This window comes from Qipengyuania sp. 902, from assembly GCF_051195295.1.
GTDB lineage: Bacteria > Pseudomonadota > Alphaproteobacteria > Sphingomonadales > Sphingomonadaceae > Qipengyuania.
Genome location: NZ_JBNJLJ010000002.1, coordinates 463,730 through 481,906, shown reverse-complemented (window position 1 = coordinate 481,906; position 18,177 = coordinate 463,730). Strand labels below are relative to the sequence as shown.

The 18,177-nt window shown below is 63.2% G+C and carries 18 protein-coding genes; 8 read left to right on the top strand and 10 right to left on the bottom strand.

Annotation, left to right across the window (positions count from 1 at the left end; genetic code table 11):
- The first annotated feature begins 143 nt into the window (after positions 1 to 143).
- The 4 genes from wecC (at position 144) to ACSH0F_RS07400 (ending at position 4,112) form a co-directional block, all read left to right on the top strand.
- The gene (wecC, locus tag ACSH0F_RS07415) at positions 144 to 1,394 is read left to right on the top strand and encodes a UDP-N-acetyl-D-mannosamine dehydrogenase (protein WP_435201408.1); all 1,251 of its coding nucleotides are present in this window, start codon (positions 144 to 146) and stop codon (positions 1,392 to 1,394) included.
- Entirely contained in the window at positions 1,391 to 2,527 is a 1,137-nt protein-coding gene (gene wecB / locus ACSH0F_RS07410; RefSeq protein WP_435201406.1) for a non-hydrolyzing UDP-N-acetylglucosamine 2-epimerase, read from the top strand. The genes wecC and wecB overlap by 4 nt, the downstream gene beginning before the upstream one ends.
- Positions 2,528 to 2,579: 52 nt before the next feature.
- Entirely contained in the window at positions 2,580 to 3,407 is an 828-nt protein-coding gene (locus ACSH0F_RS07405) for a sterol desaturase family protein (RefSeq protein WP_435201404.1), read from the top strand.
- A gap of 258 nt (positions 3,408 to 3,665) precedes the next feature.
- Positions 3,666 to 4,112: a hypothetical protein gene (locus tag ACSH0F_RS07400; RefSeq protein WP_435201402.1), complete on the top strand. Its 447-nt coding sequence runs from the start codon at positions 3,666 to 3,668 to the stop codon at positions 4,110 to 4,112.
- Here the strand turns inward: ACSH0F_RS07400 and ACSH0F_RS07395 are convergent.
- Complete coding sequence (locus ACSH0F_RS07395) at positions 4,109 to 6,418, bottom strand: ATP-dependent helicase (RefSeq protein ID WP_435201400.1); 2,310 nt, start codon at positions 6,416 to 6,418, stop codon at positions 4,109 to 4,111. The two genes, ACSH0F_RS07400 and ACSH0F_RS07395, sit on opposite strands and share 4 nt — an antisense overlap.
- Before the next feature lie 134 nt (positions 6,419 to 6,552).
- Between ACSH0F_RS07395 and ACSH0F_RS07390 the strand changes: the two genes are divergently transcribed.
- A complete protein-coding gene (locus ACSH0F_RS07390; protein WP_435201398.1) occupies positions 6,553 to 7,107 on the top strand; it encodes a hypothetical protein in 555 nt (184 codons plus the stop codon).
- 269 nt (positions 7,108 to 7,376) lie between these two features.
- Positions 7,377 to 7,844: a hypothetical protein gene (locus ACSH0F_RS07385; protein ID WP_435201396.1), complete on the top strand. Its 468-nt coding sequence runs from the start codon at positions 7,377 to 7,379 to the stop codon at positions 7,842 to 7,844.
- Positions 7,845 to 7,851: 7 nt separating this feature from the next.
- Here the strand turns inward: ACSH0F_RS07385 and rsmD are convergent, their stop codons facing one another.
- From rsmD to ACSH0F_RS07370, 3 genes are read right to left on the bottom strand one after another with little or no spacing between them, the layout of a single operon-like run.
- Positions 7,852 to 8,406: a 16S rRNA (guanine(966)-N(2))-methyltransferase RsmD gene (rsmD, locus tag ACSH0F_RS07380; protein WP_435201394.1), complete on the bottom strand. Its 555-nt coding sequence runs from the start codon at positions 8,404 to 8,406 to the stop codon at positions 7,852 to 7,854.
- On the bottom strand, positions 8,403 to 9,170 hold the full coding sequence (locus tag ACSH0F_RS07375; protein WP_435201392.1) for a pseudouridine synthase: 768 nt from the start codon (positions 9,168 to 9,170) through the stop codon (positions 8,403 to 8,405). Before ACSH0F_RS07375 ends, rsmD begins: the two co-directional genes overlap by 4 nt.
- A gap of 18 nt (positions 9,171 to 9,188) precedes the next feature.
- Positions 9,189 to 10,352: an aromatic ring-hydroxylating oxygenase subunit alpha gene (locus ACSH0F_RS07370; protein ID WP_435201390.1), complete on the bottom strand. Its 1,164-nt coding sequence runs from the start codon at positions 10,350 to 10,352 to the stop codon at positions 9,189 to 9,191.
- Between the two features lie 71 nt (positions 10,353 to 10,423).
- Between ACSH0F_RS07370 and ACSH0F_RS07365 the strand changes: the two genes are divergently transcribed.
- Positions 10,424 to 12,148 (top strand): AmpG family muropeptide MFS transporter, encoded by a 1,725-nt coding sequence (locus ACSH0F_RS07365; protein WP_435201388.1) that lies wholly within the window; start codon positions 10,424 to 10,426, stop codon positions 12,146 to 12,148.
- Positions 12,149 to 12,217: 69 nt separating this feature from the next.
- Positions 12,218 to 12,613, top strand: coding sequence for a hypothetical protein (locus ACSH0F_RS07360; RefSeq protein ID WP_435201386.1), 396 nt, complete (start codon positions 12,218 to 12,220; stop codon positions 12,611 to 12,613).
- 6 nt (positions 12,614 to 12,619) lie between these two features.
- Here the strand turns inward: ACSH0F_RS07360 and ACSH0F_RS07355 are convergent, their stop codons facing one another.
- The 6 genes from ACSH0F_RS07355 to ACSH0F_RS07330 form a co-directional block, all read right to left on the bottom strand.
- Positions 12,620 to 13,879: a bifunctional folylpolyglutamate synthase/dihydrofolate synthase gene (locus ACSH0F_RS07355; RefSeq protein ID WP_435201384.1), complete on the bottom strand. Its 1,260-nt coding sequence runs from the start codon at positions 13,877 to 13,879 to the stop codon at positions 12,620 to 12,622.
- Between the two features lie 8 nt (positions 13,880 to 13,887).
- Positions 13,888 to 14,736, bottom strand: a complete 849-nt coding sequence (accD, locus tag ACSH0F_RS07350) for an acetyl-CoA carboxylase, carboxyltransferase subunit beta (protein ID WP_435201382.1) — start codon at positions 14,734 to 14,736, stop codon at positions 13,888 to 13,890.
- A complete protein-coding gene (gene trpA, locus ACSH0F_RS07345) occupies positions 14,733 to 15,548 on the bottom strand; it encodes a tryptophan synthase subunit alpha (protein WP_435201380.1) in 816 nt (271 codons plus the stop codon). Before trpA ends, accD begins: the two co-directional genes overlap by 4 nt.
- A gap of 188 nt (positions 15,549 to 15,736) precedes the next feature.
- Positions 15,737 to 16,141, bottom strand: a complete 405-nt coding sequence (locus tag ACSH0F_RS07340) for an endonuclease domain-containing protein (protein WP_435201378.1) — start codon at positions 16,139 to 16,141, stop codon at positions 15,737 to 15,739.
- A 39-nt stretch (positions 16,142 to 16,180) separates the two neighbouring features.
- Entirely contained in the window at positions 16,181 to 17,419 is a 1,239-nt protein-coding gene (gene trpB / locus ACSH0F_RS07335) for a tryptophan synthase subunit beta (protein ID WP_435201376.1), read from the bottom strand.
- Positions 17,420 to 17,538: 119 nt separating this feature from the next.
- Positions 17,539 to 18,177: a phosphoribosylanthranilate isomerase gene (locus ACSH0F_RS07330; RefSeq protein WP_435201374.1), complete on the bottom strand. Its 639-nt coding sequence runs from the start codon at positions 18,175 to 18,177 to the stop codon at positions 17,539 to 17,541.

Below are 18,177 nucleotides of genomic sequence, written 5' to 3'. Positions count from 1 at the left end.
GCTTTACTTTAATCGGGCAATAGATACATCCGGAAGCGTCGCTCGGACACGACCGGGCGAAAGGTCAGGCTGCAGTACGCGATCTGGAATTGCGTGATGCTCCGGGGGTGTCGAGTTTGGAAAATCCTGAAGTTTTCGCAAGTATGCGGAACGACGAATTCGACGTGGTCGTGTTCGGCTTGGGCTATATCGGCCTTCCGACCGCATCGATCATCGCCTCGTCCGGAATGCGTGTCTGCGGTGTGGACGTGTCCGCGCGCGTGGTCGACACGATCAACCGCGGTGCCATCCATATCGAGGAGAAAGACCTCGACCAGCTGGTGGAGCGGGTGGTCAAGGACAAGATGCTGTGCGCCTCGCTCGATGCACCGCAGGCGCAGTTTCACGTCATCGCCGTGCCGACACCGCTGCTCGAGGACAATACGCCGGGTCTGGATTATGTCATGAGCGCGGTGGAAGCGATCGCCCCGAAGCTCAGGCCTGGCGATTGCATCATTCTCGAGTCGACCTCGCCGGTGGGGACGACCGATGAAGTGGCGAAGCTGATCGCGCAACGGCGCCCCGATCTGGGCGTGCCGGGCAACACCCACGGCCCGGCCGACATCGCCATTGCCTACTGTCCGGAGCGCGTCCTACCGGGCAAGATCATCGCTGAACTACGGTCGAACGATCGTGTGATCGGTGGAATGACACCCGAGTGCTCGACGAAAGCCCGCCGTCTCTATGCCCGCTTTGTCGAAGGCAATTGTTTCGAAACGGATGCGCGTTCGGCGGAGATGGTCAAGCTGGTCGAAAACAGCTTCCGGGACGTCAATATCGCATTCGCCAACGAATTGTCCCTCGTCGCGGACCGGTTCGACATCAACGTCTGGGAAGTCATCCGGCTGGCCAACCGGCATCCACGCGTCAACGTACTGCAACCAGGACCGGGCGTAGGGGGGCACTGCATCGCGGTGGATCCCTGGTTCCTGGTGGCTGCAGCACCCGAAGAAACGCCGCTGATCCGCACGGCGCGCCAAGTCAATTTGCATAAGACCAAACATGTGATCGAAGGTCTTTGCGCCATGGCAAAGGCCCAGCCGACCGGTAAGGTCGCCGTTTTGGGCTTGGCGTTCAAACCAGATATCGATGATTTCCGCGAAAGTCCGGCGCTGGAGATCGCAGAACACCTGGCCGGCGAGATCGGCGACCGCATACTGGTCGTCGAACCATTCGCAACCGAACTGCCGCCGCGGCTGCAGCAATCCAGCGCGCAGCTTGTTTCTCTGGAAGAAGCTCTCGAGGCGGCAGAAACCGTTGCCATCCTGGTCGATCATACGGACTTCAAGCACCTCTCGCTGAGCGATTTTGGCGGCAAACAGGTCTATGATACGCGGGGGCTCCTGCAGCGATGAGCGGCCGTCCTAAGGTCATGGTTACGTTCGGCACGAGGCCGGAGGCGATCAAGATGTTTCCCGTCGTCCACGCCTTGCGCGCGGATGGCCGCTTCGATGTGAAAGTCGCAGTGACGGCGCAGCATCGCGAGATGCTGGACCAGGTGCTGGCAATTGCGGAGATGACGCCCGACATCGATCTCGATCTGATGCAACACGGTCAGAGCCTCGATGCGCTTGCCTCGCGTATTCTCCTCAGCTTCGGCCAAGTGCTGGACGACGAGAAACCCGATCGCGTTCTGGTCCATGGCGATACCTTGACCACGATGATGGTCACGCTGTCGTGCTATTTCCGCAAGATTCCGATCGGTCATGTCGAAGCGGGTTTGCGCAGCGGCGACATCTATTCGCCTTGGCCTGAAGAAGTAAATCGTCGGGTCACCGGCACGATTGCCGATCTTCACTTCGCGCCGACCCACACCGCGGCAGACGCATTGCTGGCAGAAAACAAAGCGCACGAAGACGTATTCGTGACCGGGAATACCGTGATCGACGCGCTGCTCGCGACGAAGTCGAAACTGGAAACCGATCCGGCGCTGAGCCAGGAAATCGACACTGCCCTGGCCGGGGTGGGCAGCAAGCGCCTGATCGCCGTGACAGCGCACCGTCGGGAGAATTTCGGGGAGGGCATGCGCAACATCGCTGCCGCATTGAAAGCCTTGGCCCGACGCGAGGACGTCGCGATCGTCTATCCGGTGCACCCCAATCCGAATGTTGTAGGCTTGATGAACGAGCAGCTTGGGACGCTCGACAATATCCACCTCATCGATCCGCTCGACTATCCAAACTTCGTCCGCATGATGATGCGCGCGGATATCATCCTGACCGATAGCGGCGGCATCCAGGAAGAGGCCCCCAGTCTGGGTAAACCCGTGCTCGTGATGCGCGATACGACCGAGCGCCCCGAAGGCATAGCTGCCGGGACTGCCCTGCTTGTCGGTGCCGATAGCGAGGCAATCGTCGACCAGACATCTCGGTTGCTGGATGAGCCGGAGTCTTATGCCACGGTCGCACAGGCGCATAATCCTTACGGTGACGGCACGGCGGCGCAGCAGATCGTGGAGATCATCGCCGAAAGGCACGGCCTGGCCTAAAATCGGCTCCGCCGTTTACCGCAGTTTTACCGTGAATCGGCATGATGCTGGAATGAGTGAGTTCCTCCACCCTCTGCTGACGTTTTTTCGCGAGCTATTGATCTATGGCGGGGTGTTCGCTCTCCTCGCGCTGGTGGTTAAGCGGCGCGCTGTGTTCGATGCGATGACAAAATGCCGCCAGGAGGCAGGCACCAACCTGGGTCTCGCAGCCCTGAACGCTCTTGTCGTGGTGCCGCTTTTTGCCATTCCCGCCACCGCCTTGGCGGCGTTTCTCGACGGCAAGGGATATTTCGGAGGTTTCTGGGACCGGTTGCCCGAAATCCCCGTTTTGTTGCTGACCATCGTACTGATCGATTTCGTCGCCTACTGGCGGCACCGCCTCGAGCATGATCGAGCATTGTGGCGCTTTCACGCGACACACCACGCGGATACCGCGATCCATTGGCTGTCCGTCCAACGCAAGCATCCGGTGGCGAAGATCATCTCGCTCTTCTTCGACCTGTCGCTGGTAATCGCGCTTGGTCTTCCACCTTGGGCGATCTTCGGAGCGACGCTGATTCGCGGAGCATGGGGGCATTTTATCCATGCCGATGTGCCGTGGACCCTGGGCGCGTTCGGCGAAGTGCTCGTCTCTCCGGCGGCGCATCGCCTGCATCACATTCGCGACGAGCGCCTGATGGGGACCAATTACGGCAACACCATCACGCTGTGGGACAAGCTGTTCGGCACCTGGTGCAACCCGGCTCCCTATCTCGACTGCGAGACCGGGATTGAGGAAGGCACTCGCGGCATCTGGGGCGAACTGAAACGGCCGTGGGAAGCACGCTATCGCCAGCCAGCGAAGACGATAGACGAAATACCGGACAAGTTTAGCGCCTGATATTTGCCGGCGATCGGCTGACTGCTAGGCCGACTCAATGGGATTGGTGCAGGACATCTGGCAGGGCCACGGTCGTGGGCAGCCACGCTTTCGCGACCAGCTGGGAAGGCGGGTTCCGCTGCGGAGACTTGTACGCAACGGACCGCGTGCGATCCTGACCGGCCTCTCACGCAAGCTTCTGGGCAAGCGCCCGCCCAGCCGTGGATTTCATACGATGCGGCCGATGCGCTGGGGCGCCACCTCGGCGATGACTCTCGCGTGCTCGAATTCGGTTCAGGCATGCCGACCGCGTGGTACGCTGCGCGGGCCGGCAAGGTGCTCAGCATCGAACGGGACGCGGAGTGGTTCGCCGAAGTCTCCAGCCGCCTGACGAATCTGAAGAACGCGGAGTTGCGTTTGCGCGCAAGCCGCGAAGCCTATCTCGCCATCGAGGACGACCGGCAATTCGATCTCATCATGATCGACGGGGCATGGCGAGACGACTGCGCGCAATTGGCCACCCAGCATCTTGCGCCGGGCGGGGTAATCTACTGCGACAATACCGACAAACAGAGTGGCACTTCGGGCGATCTAACGGAAGCGCGCCGCCTGCTGATTGCATTCGCGGAAGAGCGGAACCTGCCGTGGACCGAAATTACCGATTTCGCCCCGACGCAATTCTTCGTGGAACGAGCCTTATGGATCGGGCCGAACCCGCCCGGCTAATCCGCCAATGCAACGAAGCTGTCGAGCACGCGCTTCTCGCCCGCTTTCTCGAATTCGATGACCAGCTTGTTGCCTTCCTGGTCGGTAACGGTGCCGTAGCCGAACTTGTCGTGAAATACGCGGGCACCGATCGCGATGTCGGTGCGCGGCTTGGCGGCGAAGCTGGCGGCACTGCGGCCCGGTTCGGCGAGCCGCTTGGGCGTCGAGTCGTAGCCGGTCGATAGCGCCCGTTGCCAACCCGGGCCGCGCTTGTCCGCACGTCCCGGCGCATCGCGCGCGACATGCGCGAAGGGGTCTTCGGTTTCGGTCCAGTTCGCGCGCCAGAGCGATGCTCCGCCGGTCATGGTGGTTTCGCGCTCGATCGTCTCTTCGGGCAGCTCGTCGATGAAGCGGCTGGGGATGGAGCTGGTCCACTGGCCGTATATGCGCCGGTTTGCAGCGTGGAAGATCGTGCAGCGGCGCTTGGCGCGGGTGATGGCGACGTAGGCGAGGCGGCGCTCTTCCTCGAGACTGGCAAGGCCGCCTTCGTCGAGCGCGCGCTGGCTGGGGAAGACGCCTTCCTCCCAGCCCGGCAGGAAGACGTGGTCGAACTCCAGCCCCTTGGCCGCATGCATCGTCATGAGGGTCAGCTTCTCGCCATCGTCGGCACGATCATTGTCCATCACCAGGCTGACATGTTCGAGGAAGTCAGTGAGGCTCTCGTACTCCTCCATCGCGCGAGCGAGTTCGGAGAGGTTTTCCAGCCGTCCGGCGCTTTCGGCGCTGCGGTCTTTCTGCAGCATGTCCTCATACCCGCTTTCGGCGATGATCATGCGCAGGAGTTCGGAAGGCGTGACCTTTTCCGATTGCTGCCGCCAGTGCAAGAACTGCGCCAGCAGCCCCGTCAGAGTATTGCGCGCGCGGGCGGGCAGCTCGTCGCTGTTCGCGAGATCGAGCGAGGCGGCGGCTAGCGGCGTCTGCGTGCGGCGGGCATGGCGGCGCATCGCCTCCAGCGTCTTCGCGCCGAGGCCACGCTTGGGCTGGTTGTAGATCCGTTCGAAAGCGAGATCGTCGGCGGGCTGCTCGATGACGCGCAGATACGCAAGGGCATCGCGGATTTCGGCGCGCTCGTAGAAGCGAAAGCCGCCGACGATGCGGTAGTTGAGGCCGATCTGGATGAAGCGGTCTTCGAATTCGCGCGTCTGGTACTGCGCGCGCACGAGGATGGCGACCTCGTCCAGCGAGGCGCCTTCGGACTCGAGCCGCTCGATTTCCTCACCGACACGGCGCGCTTCTTCGGGTCCGTCCCAGACACCGATCACACGAACTCTCTCGCCCGCCGGGAGTTTGGTCCACAGCGTCTTGCCTAGCCGTTCGCTATTCGCATCGATCAACCCCGATGCCGCAGCCAAAATCTGCGGGGTGGAGCGATAATTCTGCTCCAGTTTGATCACCGCCGCACCGGGAAAATCCTTCTCGAACTTGAGGATATTGGCCACTTCGGCCCCGCGCCAGGAATAGATCGACTGGTCGTCATCCCCCACCACGCAGATGTTCTTGCGATCCTGCGCCAACAGGCGGAGCCACAGATACTGGACCTGGTTGGTGTCCTGATACTCGTCGACAAGGATGTATTTATAGCGTCTCTGATACTGCTCCAGCACGTCGCGATGCCGGCGGAAAATGTTCAGCATGTGGAGCAGCAGGTCGCCGAAATCGCAGGCGTTGAGCGTCTTCAGTCGTTCTTGATACAGTTTGTAGAACTTCGCGCCCTGACCGTTGGCGTAGGCCTCGTTCTCCGCAGCATCCAGATCGCCCGGGTTGAGGCCGCGGTTTTTCCAGCGGTCGATCAGCCCGGCCAGCTGGCGCGCGGGCCAACGCTTCTCGTCCAGCTCTTCCTGCTGGATCATCTGCTTGAGCAGGCGCAACTGATCGTCGGTGTCGATGATGGTGTAGTTGCTCTGCAGGCCGACCAGCTCGGCATGGCGGCGAAGCATGCGTGCCCCGATCGAATGGAAGGTGCCGAGCCACGGCATTCCCTCCACCGCATCACCGATATGCCTACCGACACGCTCGCGCATTTCGCGCGCCGCCTTGTTCGTGAACGTGACGCACAGGATTTCGGAGGGCCACGCCCGGCGGGTCGCGATGAGATGTGCCAAACGCGCGGTGAGCGCGGCCGTTTTGCCTGTTCCCGCCCCAGCCAGCATCAATACCGGCCCCTCGGTGGTTAGGACCGCCTGACGCTGTGGCGGATTCAACCGCGCCACATAGGGCGGAATCCCGTCGTTTTCGCCGGTCTCCGAGGTGGGTACGATATCTGACATGAGCTCCGGAACAGCTAGGGAACGCCGGGCTGCAATACAAGCCTGACGTACCCTGACGTACTGAGGACCCACGGAACAATGCAGTGCGGTGCTGCGTAGGAAGAGCAATGGAAACAAAGATGGAGAACACTCCAATGCGTAATATCATCCTCGCCGGTGCAGCAGCCCTGGCTCTTACCGCCGCCCCCACGATCGCCCAGGACATGGATTCTGACGGCTACATGTGGACCGACGCTCAGGAGGCCATGTATGATGGCTGGCCGGCCGATCGCCAGACCGCCTATGATGCATGGCCTGCCAACGTACAGGAATACTATTGGACTCTGACGCCTGCACAAACAAACGGCTGGTGGGTCCTCAACGACGAGCAGCGTGTGCGCATCTATGAAATGACGCCCGAACAGCGCTCGACCGCCTGGACGCAAATTGCAGCCCAGATGAACGGCTCGAGCACGACCGCAACAACAGCTACGACCGCATCGACGTCGGCTTCGACCTCGCCGCGTTTCGTGAGCAATGAAGTCGCCCAGCCGATTACGCGCAGCACTGCCGCAAACATCTCGGCCGAGGACCTGCCGGTATGCACGCCGAACCAGCAGGATGGCTGCATCAATAGCTGGGAAAAGAACCGCACCGGTACGAAGCCGCTGGATTATTGGCCGGGTCGTCCCGCCAGTCAGATGGACTGATTTGAACTATTCTATCACAACGTGTCGCAAGTGCGACTTGGCTATGAGTTCGAGGGCGGGACCGTGAAAGCGGTCTCGCCTTTCGCTTACGCGCGGGATTCCGTTCGCCGCATTTTTGCCACGACCACCGTTGGGCGGTGCGGAAAGCGCGATTGCGGTCGCGGCAATCCATTGCTTATCGGAAGCGTTTGAAACGACAAGGAAGGTCCCGGAGGGGTAAGTATTCGGGTCGCGTTCGTTGCGCATGTTCACTTCTAGAGGAAGAGCACATGCGAAAGACTTTTTGGTACATTCTCGGTGGCCAACTGGCCACAATTTCTATCCCTGCAATGGCGCAGGATACACCCGAAACCACGGCACCACCGCCGGCTGATGCCCAGCCTGCCGAGGCGATAATGACGCCCGAACAGATGGCGGTTGTCGACGATTGGCCGGAGGAGCGACAGGTCCAGTTCCGGCAGTGGCCGGGCGAGGTGCAGGGGTATTACTGGACGCTTGTGCCCGAGCGACAGGAGCTTTTCTGGCGGTTAGCCGATGGCGACAAGCTGGCAATGGTCGCGATGGACGAGACAGGGCGCGAAGCTGCGTGGGGTCAGATCGAAACGCAGGTTGGCGCGACGGAACCGACTGAGCCTACCGCCGATGCCGATCCGGTTGAGGAAACGGAGCCGGTCGAGGAAGTGGAGCCGATGGATGAAGCGCATTCCGAGCACTCCGATCCTATGAAGCGCACGTAATTGCGCCTCACGCCGCGTCGGTAGCGAGCCTTAAGAGCGAGAGCCGAGCCTTGCCGACGCGGCGATCCGCCACGCATTCGAGCCCGCTCACCCGCGGTTCTTCCTTCGCGCCGGTTTCGAGCGCGATCCAGGTCGTGGGGTCGATCCACCCGAGCCGCAGCATGCGATCCAGAGCGACTTCGCCCGCGCCGGTCCCATAAGGTGGATCGAGCAGAATCAGCTGGTGCGCGGATTTGGCCGGACCGAGGCTCATCACCGATGCCTGCTGAACGCTCGCTCTGGTCCGCGCCTCGAAGGTCTCGATATTGCTGCGGATCGCCTTCACCGCCGCGCTGTCCTGCTCGACGAACAGGCAGGAGGCCGCGCCGCGCGACAGGGCTTCCAAGCCGAGCGCGCCCGAGCCGGCGAAGAGGTCGAGCACGTGCAACTCGTCGAAGCTGCCGAGTCGGCTTGTTAGCATGTTGAACAGCGTCTCGCGCGTCCGGTCCGCGGTCGGGCGGGTTGCCTCGCCCGGTGGCGCTGTCAGCTTGCGTCCGCGCCAGTCGCCCGCGATTATCCTCACTGGCGGCCCCCGCGAGCCAGTTCGCGCTTGAAGCCTGCGACATCGCCGCGCTTGATCTCCAGCGCTTGCCCGCGCGGCAGGTCGCCGATGTGGAACGGGCCGTAGCCGATGCGCAGCAGGCGGTTCACTTCCAGTCCGAGATGTTCGAGCACGCGGCGCACCTCGCGGTTCTTGCCTTCGCGCAAGGTCAGTTCGATCCAGCGATTGCGACCCGATCCGCGTTCGAGATTGGCTTCGATCCGCCCATAGCGGATGCCGTCGACTTCCACGCCCTCGATCAGTTCGTCCAATTGCGCCTGCGTCACATCGCCGAACGCGCGGGCGCGATAGGTGCGCGGGACGCCCGAGGAGGGCAGTTCCATCGCGCGCTTCATCTCCCCATCATTGGTGAGCAGCAACAGCCCTTCGGTGTTGTAGTCGAGCCTGCCCACCGGCATTACGCGGCCCGCATCCTTGGGCAAGGCATTGCGCAGCGCGGCATAGATCGTCGGGCGTCCCTTGGGATCGTGCTCGGTCGTCAGCATCCCCGAGGGCTTGTGAAAGGCGAACAGCCGCGTTTCTTCTGCCTTGCCGACCGGCTTGCCGTCCACCGTCACTCCGTGGAGGCTGTCGAGCTTGATCGCCGGCGTGTCGAGCACCTTGCCGTCGAGAGCGATGCGCCCGTCGGCGATCATGCGCTCGATCTCGCGCCTGCTCGCCACGCCTGCGCGCGCGAGCAGCTTGGCGATGCGTTCGCCAGCTTCGGGAAGTCGGTTGTCGGACATGAGTGCGCGGTTAGGCGCTCAGTTCACAGCGCGCAAGGCTTCCTCGACCGTCTCATGATAACGCCTGATGCCGCCCTCCATCGTCCCCAGGGTGAGATGCGGGACCGCTCCCGTCGAAAGGCCCTGTTGGCCGAGCTCGGCTGCGCGAAAATCTTCGCCCGCGAAGACGCCGCCATCGAGCAGCGCCCAGCTACGCTCCCAATGGTCGCGCGCCTTGTCGGTGGCAGGATGCTCGGGGATGAGCATGAAGTCCTCCACCAGCGTGCGGTCGTGCGCCTGCGGCATCATCACCATCACATTGATGTAGTCGGGGCTGGGAATGATCAGCGCGCCCGGAAGCAGCTGGTAAGCGAAGGTGACGACGCGGCGCAGCGCGGCCATGTCGGTAAGATCGAGGCCCTCCATCTCTTCCAGTCGCCCGACCGCGCTGCGCGAATGCGGCCCGATCATGTCGCCGCTGGTTGCACCGTCCTTAAAGAAGGGGCCGATGGTTTTCGCATGCAGGCGGGTAACGTGATAGCTTTCGAGGAAGGCATCCATGATGAGCTTCCAGTTTCCTGCGACCTTGTGAGTCTTGCGGCGGAAAAGCACGTGGTCGCCCATGCCGAGCGCGTTGAAATCTTCGCCCAGCGCATTCGCCAAGCTGAAGTCCGCCGTCTCCTCCTGCGGACAGAACCAGATGAGCCCGCCCGTCTCGCGCGATGGTAGTTCGACAAGCCCATAGTCGCTCTTGTCCAGGCCGGGAAAGGTATCGGGGCGGGGTAGGGCGAGCAGCCGACCGTCCACGGCGTAGGTCCATGCGTGATAGGGGCAGACGAGCTTCTTCGTGCACTGCACGTCCGCGCCTTCGACCAGCCGCGTGCCGCGATGGCGGCAGACGTTGAGGAAGACATGGGCTGCGCCGTCTGCATCGCGTGTGATAAGCAGTGGGCGGCCGGTGGCATCATGGGGCACGGCCATGCCCGGATCGGGCAGCAGCGCCGAAGGGCACAGGATTTGCGGCATCCGGTCGTAGATCGCGGCCTTCTCCCGCGCCCAGTATTCCGGGTCTGTGTAAACAGAGGCAGGCACGATGCTCGGCTCGGCAGCATCGCGCTTGCGGTCTTCGGCAATGTCCTTAGCGAGCGCCAGCATCCCGTCTGTCGGGCGGCGTTCAGGCAGCGTCTTTGTCGGAACGTCCACTGTGCTGTTCCTTTCTCTCTCCAGCGGCTAGTGTCGCAAGAAATCACGATATTTGCAAAGGATGCCTGCGTATGGCCGAAGCCGCCGAGACCAAGAAGATTTCCGCGTGGCGGGCGCTCGGCATGGCCCTAGGGGATCGCAAGACCGGTTTCATGCTGCTGTTCGGCTTTGCCAGCGGCCTGCCCTTCGCGCTGTTTCTCGGCACGTTGTTCGCCTGGCTGACGGAAGCGGAAGTAGATCTGGAGACGATGGGCATCTTCTCGCTCATCGGGCTGGCTTACGCTTTCCAGTTCCTGTGGTCTCCCCTGATCGACAAGGTCAATATCCCCATGCTGCGCAAGCTCGGCAGGCGGAAGCAATGGATCGTGCCGATGCAGCTGCTGTTGGGCGCGATCCTCATCACGATGAGCCTTCTGGAGCCACGCACGCAACTCGGCTGGTTTTCATTGCTCGCCGGCATTGGCGCTTTCGCCAGCGCGACGCAGGACATCGCGATCAATGCGTGGCGTATCGACGTCGCCGACGAACGTGCCACCATCGACATCCTCTCGACCGTTTATCAGATGGGCTACCGACTCTCTTCGCTCGTCGGGGGGGCGCTCGGGCTGATCATCGCAGCGCGTATCGGTTGGCCCCAGACCTATATGATGATGGGGGGTATTTTGCTGTTCGTGGGCTTCGTCGGCCTGTGGGCGCCCAATGCCTCCGGTGTCGCTGAAGAGAATCAGGGCGACGAACAGGTCCGCGCACTAAGAATGGCTGGCGAATTGAGTCCGCACATCCGCAATCGCGCGCTCGCACTGGTCGGCTTGCTGTGGGCAGGTGCGATCGGCATCGTGCTCGCCTTCATGGTCATGTCCATGACCTATGCGCCGGAGGATCGGCCGAACCCGACGGAATTTACGGTCAACGTCGGTCCGTGGATCATCGTGGCTACGATCATCCTGCCCGCGCTGATCGCTGGCTGGCTCGCTTCACAGAAGAAGCAGGGCAAACACCTGCTGCGCGAGGACGCGCCGCCGGTAAGTGGGGGCTCTTATGCGCTCGACCATCTCTATCGCGCGCTGGTGCTGCCGCTGGTCGAATTCGTCGGCCGGATGGGCTGGTCGCTGGTGTTGATCCTCGCGGTCGTGCTGACCTATCGCATTTGCGATGCCATCTGGGGGACCTTCGCCTACCCCTTCTACCTCGGCGAGCTGGAGTACACGAACGACGATGTGGCCTTCGCCTCGAAATTCTTCGGGGTGGGCGCAATCATCGCAGGTCTGGCGCTGGGTGGCCTCATGCTCACAACGATCGGCCGCATGGCGACGCTGCTGATCGGCGGCATTCTCGCTGCGCTGACCAACCTGCTTTACGCCGACATGGCCATCGGGGGCGCGAACATGCAAGCGTTCAGCGATACCGTGGGCTTCACCTATCTGATCGAACAGGTTCCCGGCATCGGCGATGCCGAACTTGCCAGACTGACCATCACCATCGCATTCGAGAACCTTGCTATCGGGATTGCGGGGGCGGCCTATATCGCCTGGCTGTCCTCGATCGTGTCGAAGAAATTCAGCGCGGTGCAATACGCGCTGCTGTCATCGCTCACGCTGCTGGTCGGCACGCTCGGCCGCGGCGCGCTGGGCGAGATGATCGAGAACCAAGGCTATTACGACGTCTTCATCCTCACCACCTGGATCGGACTGGGCGCAGCGGTACTCGTGTGCATCGAGTGGTGGCGTGAGGGCCGCTCGAAAGCGGCCGCGGGCATCGTGGCACCGGAGGCCGGTGAGAGCGTACCGGCAGAGTAGCCGGTAGCGCTCCCATTTTCTCGCCAATTTAAGTCCGCGATAACCTCTTTCGTTGTAGCCCTGTCGGCAATGGGGACGCAGCAACACAAAAACACAGCACCGAAAGAGCGCGCCTTCCTGCGCCTCCCACTCGGTGTACTCGGCTATCTGGAAACGCTTGACGGTCGCAAGCGGGTGGAGATCGTCGATCTGTCGCAGGGCGGGGCGCACATCCTGCTGTTGGAGCACGATGAGCGGGCCGCGAGCGACATATCGGATTGCTTTCTCAGATGGTTGCAGTTCGACGCCTTCGGGACGGTGACGTGGAAGGATGGCCCGCGCATGGGCCTCGTCTTCGAGCAGCCGTTGCGCCCGGGGGTGATTAAGGAAACGAAGAAGCAGGCCCCCTTCATGGTGCGCCGCGATTTCGACGAGCTGCGCGATGCGGCAAAGCTGTGGTCGAAGGGCATCTTCTCCAGCACCTGAACCCGCTCAATCGGGCAGGTCGCCGTTCAGCCCGAGCGCTTCTCCTGCGAGATACAGCGAGCCGGCGATGAGGACGGGCAATGCGTCCTTTGGCAATGCGGCCACGGCTTCCGGCAAATCGTTTGCAGCTCTGGCTTCCGGGCCGAACGCATCGGGCCCGTGGTGGTCGTGACCGGGCACCGGGACTGCGGTGAGGCTGGCGATCGAACCTGCAAGCGGTTCGATCAGCGCCTGCGGATCTTTCGCCTCCAGCATCCCGACGATGAGGTGGATGCGCTGGCCGCGGAAATGTTCGGCCAGCATCTCGCCGGCGGATCGATTATGGCCACCGTCGAGCCAGACTTCGTGCTCGCCCACGAGCGGGCCGTTCGACAGGCGATGTAGGCGCGCAGGCCATTCGGTGCGGGCGAGGCCGCGTTCGATGGCTGCTTCGGAAACCGCCAACCTGCCTTGCGAGGCGAGCATCGCGACGGCGAGGGCTGCGTTCCACTGCTGGTGGGCGCCCGGCAAGCCGAGGTCTTTGTGGGACAGGCGCTCGACCAGCGATTGATCGACGTCCCGAATGATCGCTCCCTTTTTCGCCGCCACAGCTGCGATCGCGTCGTGAGCGATTGCGGGATAGGTCTCGCGCAACGTCACCAGCGGCACACCCCGCTTGGCGATACCGGCCTTCTCGAACGCGATGCGCGCGATGGGGTCCTCCGGGACGCCAGTATCTGGCGCGAGCAGGAAGCGCTCGTGGTCGATCCCCAGCGCGGCGATGCCGCAGGCGGCGAGTACTTCGGGCTCCAGCACATTGGTCGCGTCGAATCGACCGCCGAGGCCGACCTCGACCACGCAAGCGTTGGCGGGCACGCGGGCGAACTCGGTGAAGGCCGCAGCGATGGTGACTTCGAAGAAGCTCGGTTCGAGATCGGCACCGGCATCGAGCACCTCTTCGAGGACCGCGGCCAGCCGCTCGTCGGAGATCAGCTCACCCGCGATCCGGATGCGCTCGTTGTAGCGCACGAGATGCGGGCTGGTGGTGACGTGGACGCGGTAGCCGTGCGCTTCCAGCATCGCGCGTAGGAAGGCGCAGGTCGATCCCTTGCCGTTGGTGCCGGCGACATGGAAGGTCGGCGGCAGGCGCTTGTGCGGATCGCCGAGCCGCGCCAGCAGCGCACGGATCGTGTCGAGGCCGAGCCGCCCTTGCGGCACGGAAAGCGCACCCAGCCGGTCGAGCTGGCGCTGGACATCGGGACTGTCGGAGCGGGCGAAGTCCCGCATGACGGGGCTCAGGCAGCCTCGGCAGGCGCCAGATAGTCGAGCAGCGTCGCCAGCGTGTCCTTCAGGTCGTGGCGATGCACGACCATGTCGACCATGCCGTGCTTGTGGAGGTACTCGGCGCGCTGGAAGCCGTCGGGCAGCTGCTCGCGGATCGTGTCCTGAATCACGCGTTGGCCCGCGAAGCCGATGAGGGCCCCGGGCTCTGCGATATGGACGTCGCCCAGCATGGCATAGCTGGCGGTCACGCCGCCGGTGGTCGGGTCGGTCAGAAGCACGATATAGGGCAGGCCCGCCTCTTTCAGGCGGCGCGTCATCACGGTCGCCTTGGGCATCTGCATCAGGCTGAGAATGCCCTCCTGCATGCGCGCGCCGCCCGCGGCAGTGACCACGATATAGGGCGCGCGGCGGGTCAGCGCGCGTTCGGCCCCCTGGCAGAAGGCGGTACCGACGGCCATTCCCATCGATCCGCCCATGAAGCCGAAGTCCTGCACGCCGACGACCGCCGGCTTGCCCTCGATTGCGCCGGAGCCGACGATGAAGGCGTCCTTGTGCGGGCTCTTGGCGCGCGCCTTCTTCAGGCGGTCGGTGTACTTCGTCGAGTCGCGAAACTTGAGCGGATCTTCCTTCACCTCGGGGACGGGAAGAACCTCATATCCTTCGTCGAGCAGCTGGCGCAGGCGTTCGTCCGCGCCGATCCGGCCGTGATGGTCGCAGCGCGGGCAGACGTAGGCGTTCTCCTCGTATTCCTGCGCGAAGACCATCTGCTGGCAGCTGGGGCACTTGACCCACAGATCCTTGTCGGTGGTGCGCTTGGACAGCGAGGTGATCGAATTGCGGACGCGGGTGAACCAGTTCATGCTTTTTCTTCTTTCCGAGGGGCCCTTGCCGCCGAATGGACGGCCTTGGCAAGCCCTGCGGTGAGCTCGCGCAGCCTGGCCGGAGCATCCGCGCCGTGCTCGGCAACCAGCTCGACCAATGCCGAGCCGACCACCACGCCATCGGCCACGCGCGCGATCTTGCCCGCCTGTTCGGGCGTGCGCACGCCGAAGCCGACAGCGACGGGAACGTCGGTCGATTGCTTGATGCGGGTGACATTGGACTCGATCGATTCGATCGCCGCCTGCTGCATGCCGGTGATGCCCGCGACCGCGACGTAGTAGAGGAAGCCCTGGCTACCTTCGACCACGGCAGGCAGGCGCTTGTCGTCCGTGGTCGGCGTGGCGAGGCGGATCGGGGCGATGCCCGCGTCGCGCAGCGCCGGGCCGAGTGCATCGTCCTCCTCAGGCGGAATGTCGACGCAGATCACGCCGTCGACGCCGGCATCCTTCGCGGCCGAGGCAAACCATTCCGGCCCGTGCCGGATCATGGGATTGGCGTAGCCCATCAGCACCAGCGGGACATTAGGATGGCGCACACGGAACTCGGTCGCGATGCGCAGCACATCGGCGGTGGTCGTGCCTGCGCCGAGCGAGCGGATGTTGGCCTTCTGGATCGCGGGGCCATCGGCCATCGGATCGGTGAAGGGCATCCCCAGCTCGATCACATCCGCACCGCCCTCGACCAGTGCATCGAGATTGGCAGCCGTGTCACCGTCGCCTGCGGTGAGGAAGCAGACGAGCGCGGGGTGGGGCTTGGCGAAGGCGGAGGAGAGGCGATTCGAGGTGGTCATAGGATCAGGTTCGTTCATCTAACTTGGCGGAAATCCGAGACGTGGACCGCATGTTACACTGTCCAGGCAGGAAAAAGCGGGGGGTGGCAAGGCGGGCCGATTTCGGTTCAGAGGAGGTAAGAAAGAGGCGGCAGTTCATGCGCATCCCTTTGCACGGATATCAGGGTGTAGGACAGGATCTATCGGTATCAAGGGAGAGGTGACGGCAAAGCCCCCTCACCTTCAGGGGAGGGGGTTGGGGGAGGGGAAGTCATCTCGTCCATGACCAGGCCAAGCTGATGAAGCACCCCTTCCATGTTGGACATCACATCGAAGTTCGAAAACCTGATCACCCGGTATCCTTGCTCCTCTAGAAACTGCATTCGCTGCGCATCATAGCTTTCGCGCCCGTTATGCGTATCCCCATCGATTTCGATGGCCAGCTTGGGATGGTTCGCGGCGAAATCGACTATGTATTTCCCGACTACTTTTTGCCTGCGGAACTTCACACCCCGAAATCTGGCAGCCCGCAGTTGCAGCCACATCCGCATCTCTGGCTCCGGCATGTCCTTTCGCATAGCCTGGGCGTGCTTCAGCGAGTTGGTGTCGCGCATATCCCCCTCTCCCAACCCTCTCCCCTGAAGGGGAGAGGGCTAGATTTCCACCCCGAGCCTCTCAGCCACGGTGAAGATGTCCTTGTCCCCGCGTCCGCAAAGGTTCGCGAGAATCACCGTGTCGCGATCCATCTCCTTCGCTCGCTTTGCCACTGCCGCGATGGCGTGGCTGGGTTCGAGCGCCGGAATGATGCCCTCGGTGCGGCAGAGCAGCTGGAAAGCCTCCAGCGCCTCTTCGTCAGTGATGGCGGTGTATTCCACGCGGCCCGAGTCCTTCAGCCAGGCATGTTCGGGGCCGATGCCGGGATAGTCGAGGCCGGCGCTGATCGAGTGGCCTTCGGTGATCTGGCCGTCCTCGTCCTGAAGCAAATAGGTCTTGTTGCCGTGGAGCACGCCCGGGAAACCGCCGAGCAAGCTTGCCGCATGTTCGCTTCCATCCAGACCGTGTCCCGCCGCCTCGACCCCGAGCATCTTGACGTCCGGATCGTCGAGGAAGGGGTGGAACAGGCCAAGTGCGTTCGAGCCGCCGCCGATTGCTGCCACCAGCAAATCGGGCAGGCGGCCGATGCGCTCCTGCATCTGCTGGCGCGCTTCCTTGCCGATCACGCTCTGGAAATCGCGGACCAGCTCGGGATAGGGATGCGGGCCGGCGGCGGTGCCGATGATGTAGAAGGTGTCGTCGACATTCGCGACCCAGTCGCGCAGCCCTTCGTTCATCGCGTCCTTCAGCGTGCCGCGCCCGCTGGTGACCGGCACGACTTCGGCGCCGAGCAGCTTCATGCGGAAGACATTGGGCGACTGCCGCCGCACGTCTTCCGCGCCCATGTAGATAACGCAGGGCAGGCCGAAGCGCGCGCAGACGGTGGCGGTGGCGACGCCGTGCTGGCCCGCGCCGGTCTCCGCGATGATGCGGGTCTTGCCCATGCGGATGGCGAGCAGGATCTGCCCGATGCAATTGTTGATCTTGTGCGCGCCGGTGTGATTGAGCTCGTCGCGCTTGAACCACACCTGCGCGCCGCGCCCCTCGGGAGAGCCAACTCGCAATGCCTCGGTCAGCCGCTCTGCGAAATAGAGCGGGGAGGGGCGGCCGACATAATGTTCGAGCAGATCGTCGAACTCGCGCTGGAATTCGGGATCGGCCTGCGCCGCGCGATACTCGCGCTCCAGGTCGAGCACGAGCGGCATCAGCGTCTCGGCGACATAGCGGCCACCGTAATCGCCGAAATGCCCGCGCTCGTCAGGCTGATTGTGGAACGTATTAGCCTTGCTCGCCACCATCAAAATCCGTTTGTCCTGAGCCTGTCGAAGGACCGCTCTTTTCTTTTGCGCTGCGCAAGAAGTGAAGGACAGCCCTTCGACAAGCTCAGGGCGAACGGGTCAAGGGTATTTCGTGGAGGTTAGCCTCTTACAGCCTCACAAAATGCCGCGATCTTGTCCACGTCCTTGGTGCCCAGCACGCTTTCTACGCCGCTGGAGGTATCGACCAGCGGCGCGCCCGTTTCGGCGATCGCCCGCGCGACATTTGTCGGCGCCAGACCGCCTGCCAGACCCCAGCCGGTCTTGCCGCGCCAGCTGGAGAGGAGGGACCAGTCGAACCGCAGGCCCATGCCGCCGGGCAGGGCGGCGTCTTTCGGCGTCTTCGCATCGAACAGCAGCAGGTCGGCGATGCCGCGATAAGCATTAGCCTTCTGGACGTCGCTTTCCATGGAGATCGGCAGGGCCTTCCACACCGGTAGCCCGAAGCGCTCCTTCACCTGCGCCACGCGCTCGGGCGGTTCCTCGCCATGCAGTTGCACCGCATCGAGCCGCCCCGCGCCGATCGCATCGCGCAGGAGTCCGTCATCGGCATCGACGAACAGCCCGACCCTGCCGATCTTGCCTCCGCCGCGCGCCGCCAGCGCGGCGGCAGCATAGGTATCGACATGGCGCGGCGAGGGCGGGAAAAACACGAGGCCGACGAAATCGGCCTCAGCCGCCACCGCCGCATCCAGCGCCTCGGGCGTCGAAATCCCGCAGATCTTGATCGCTGTCCGCAT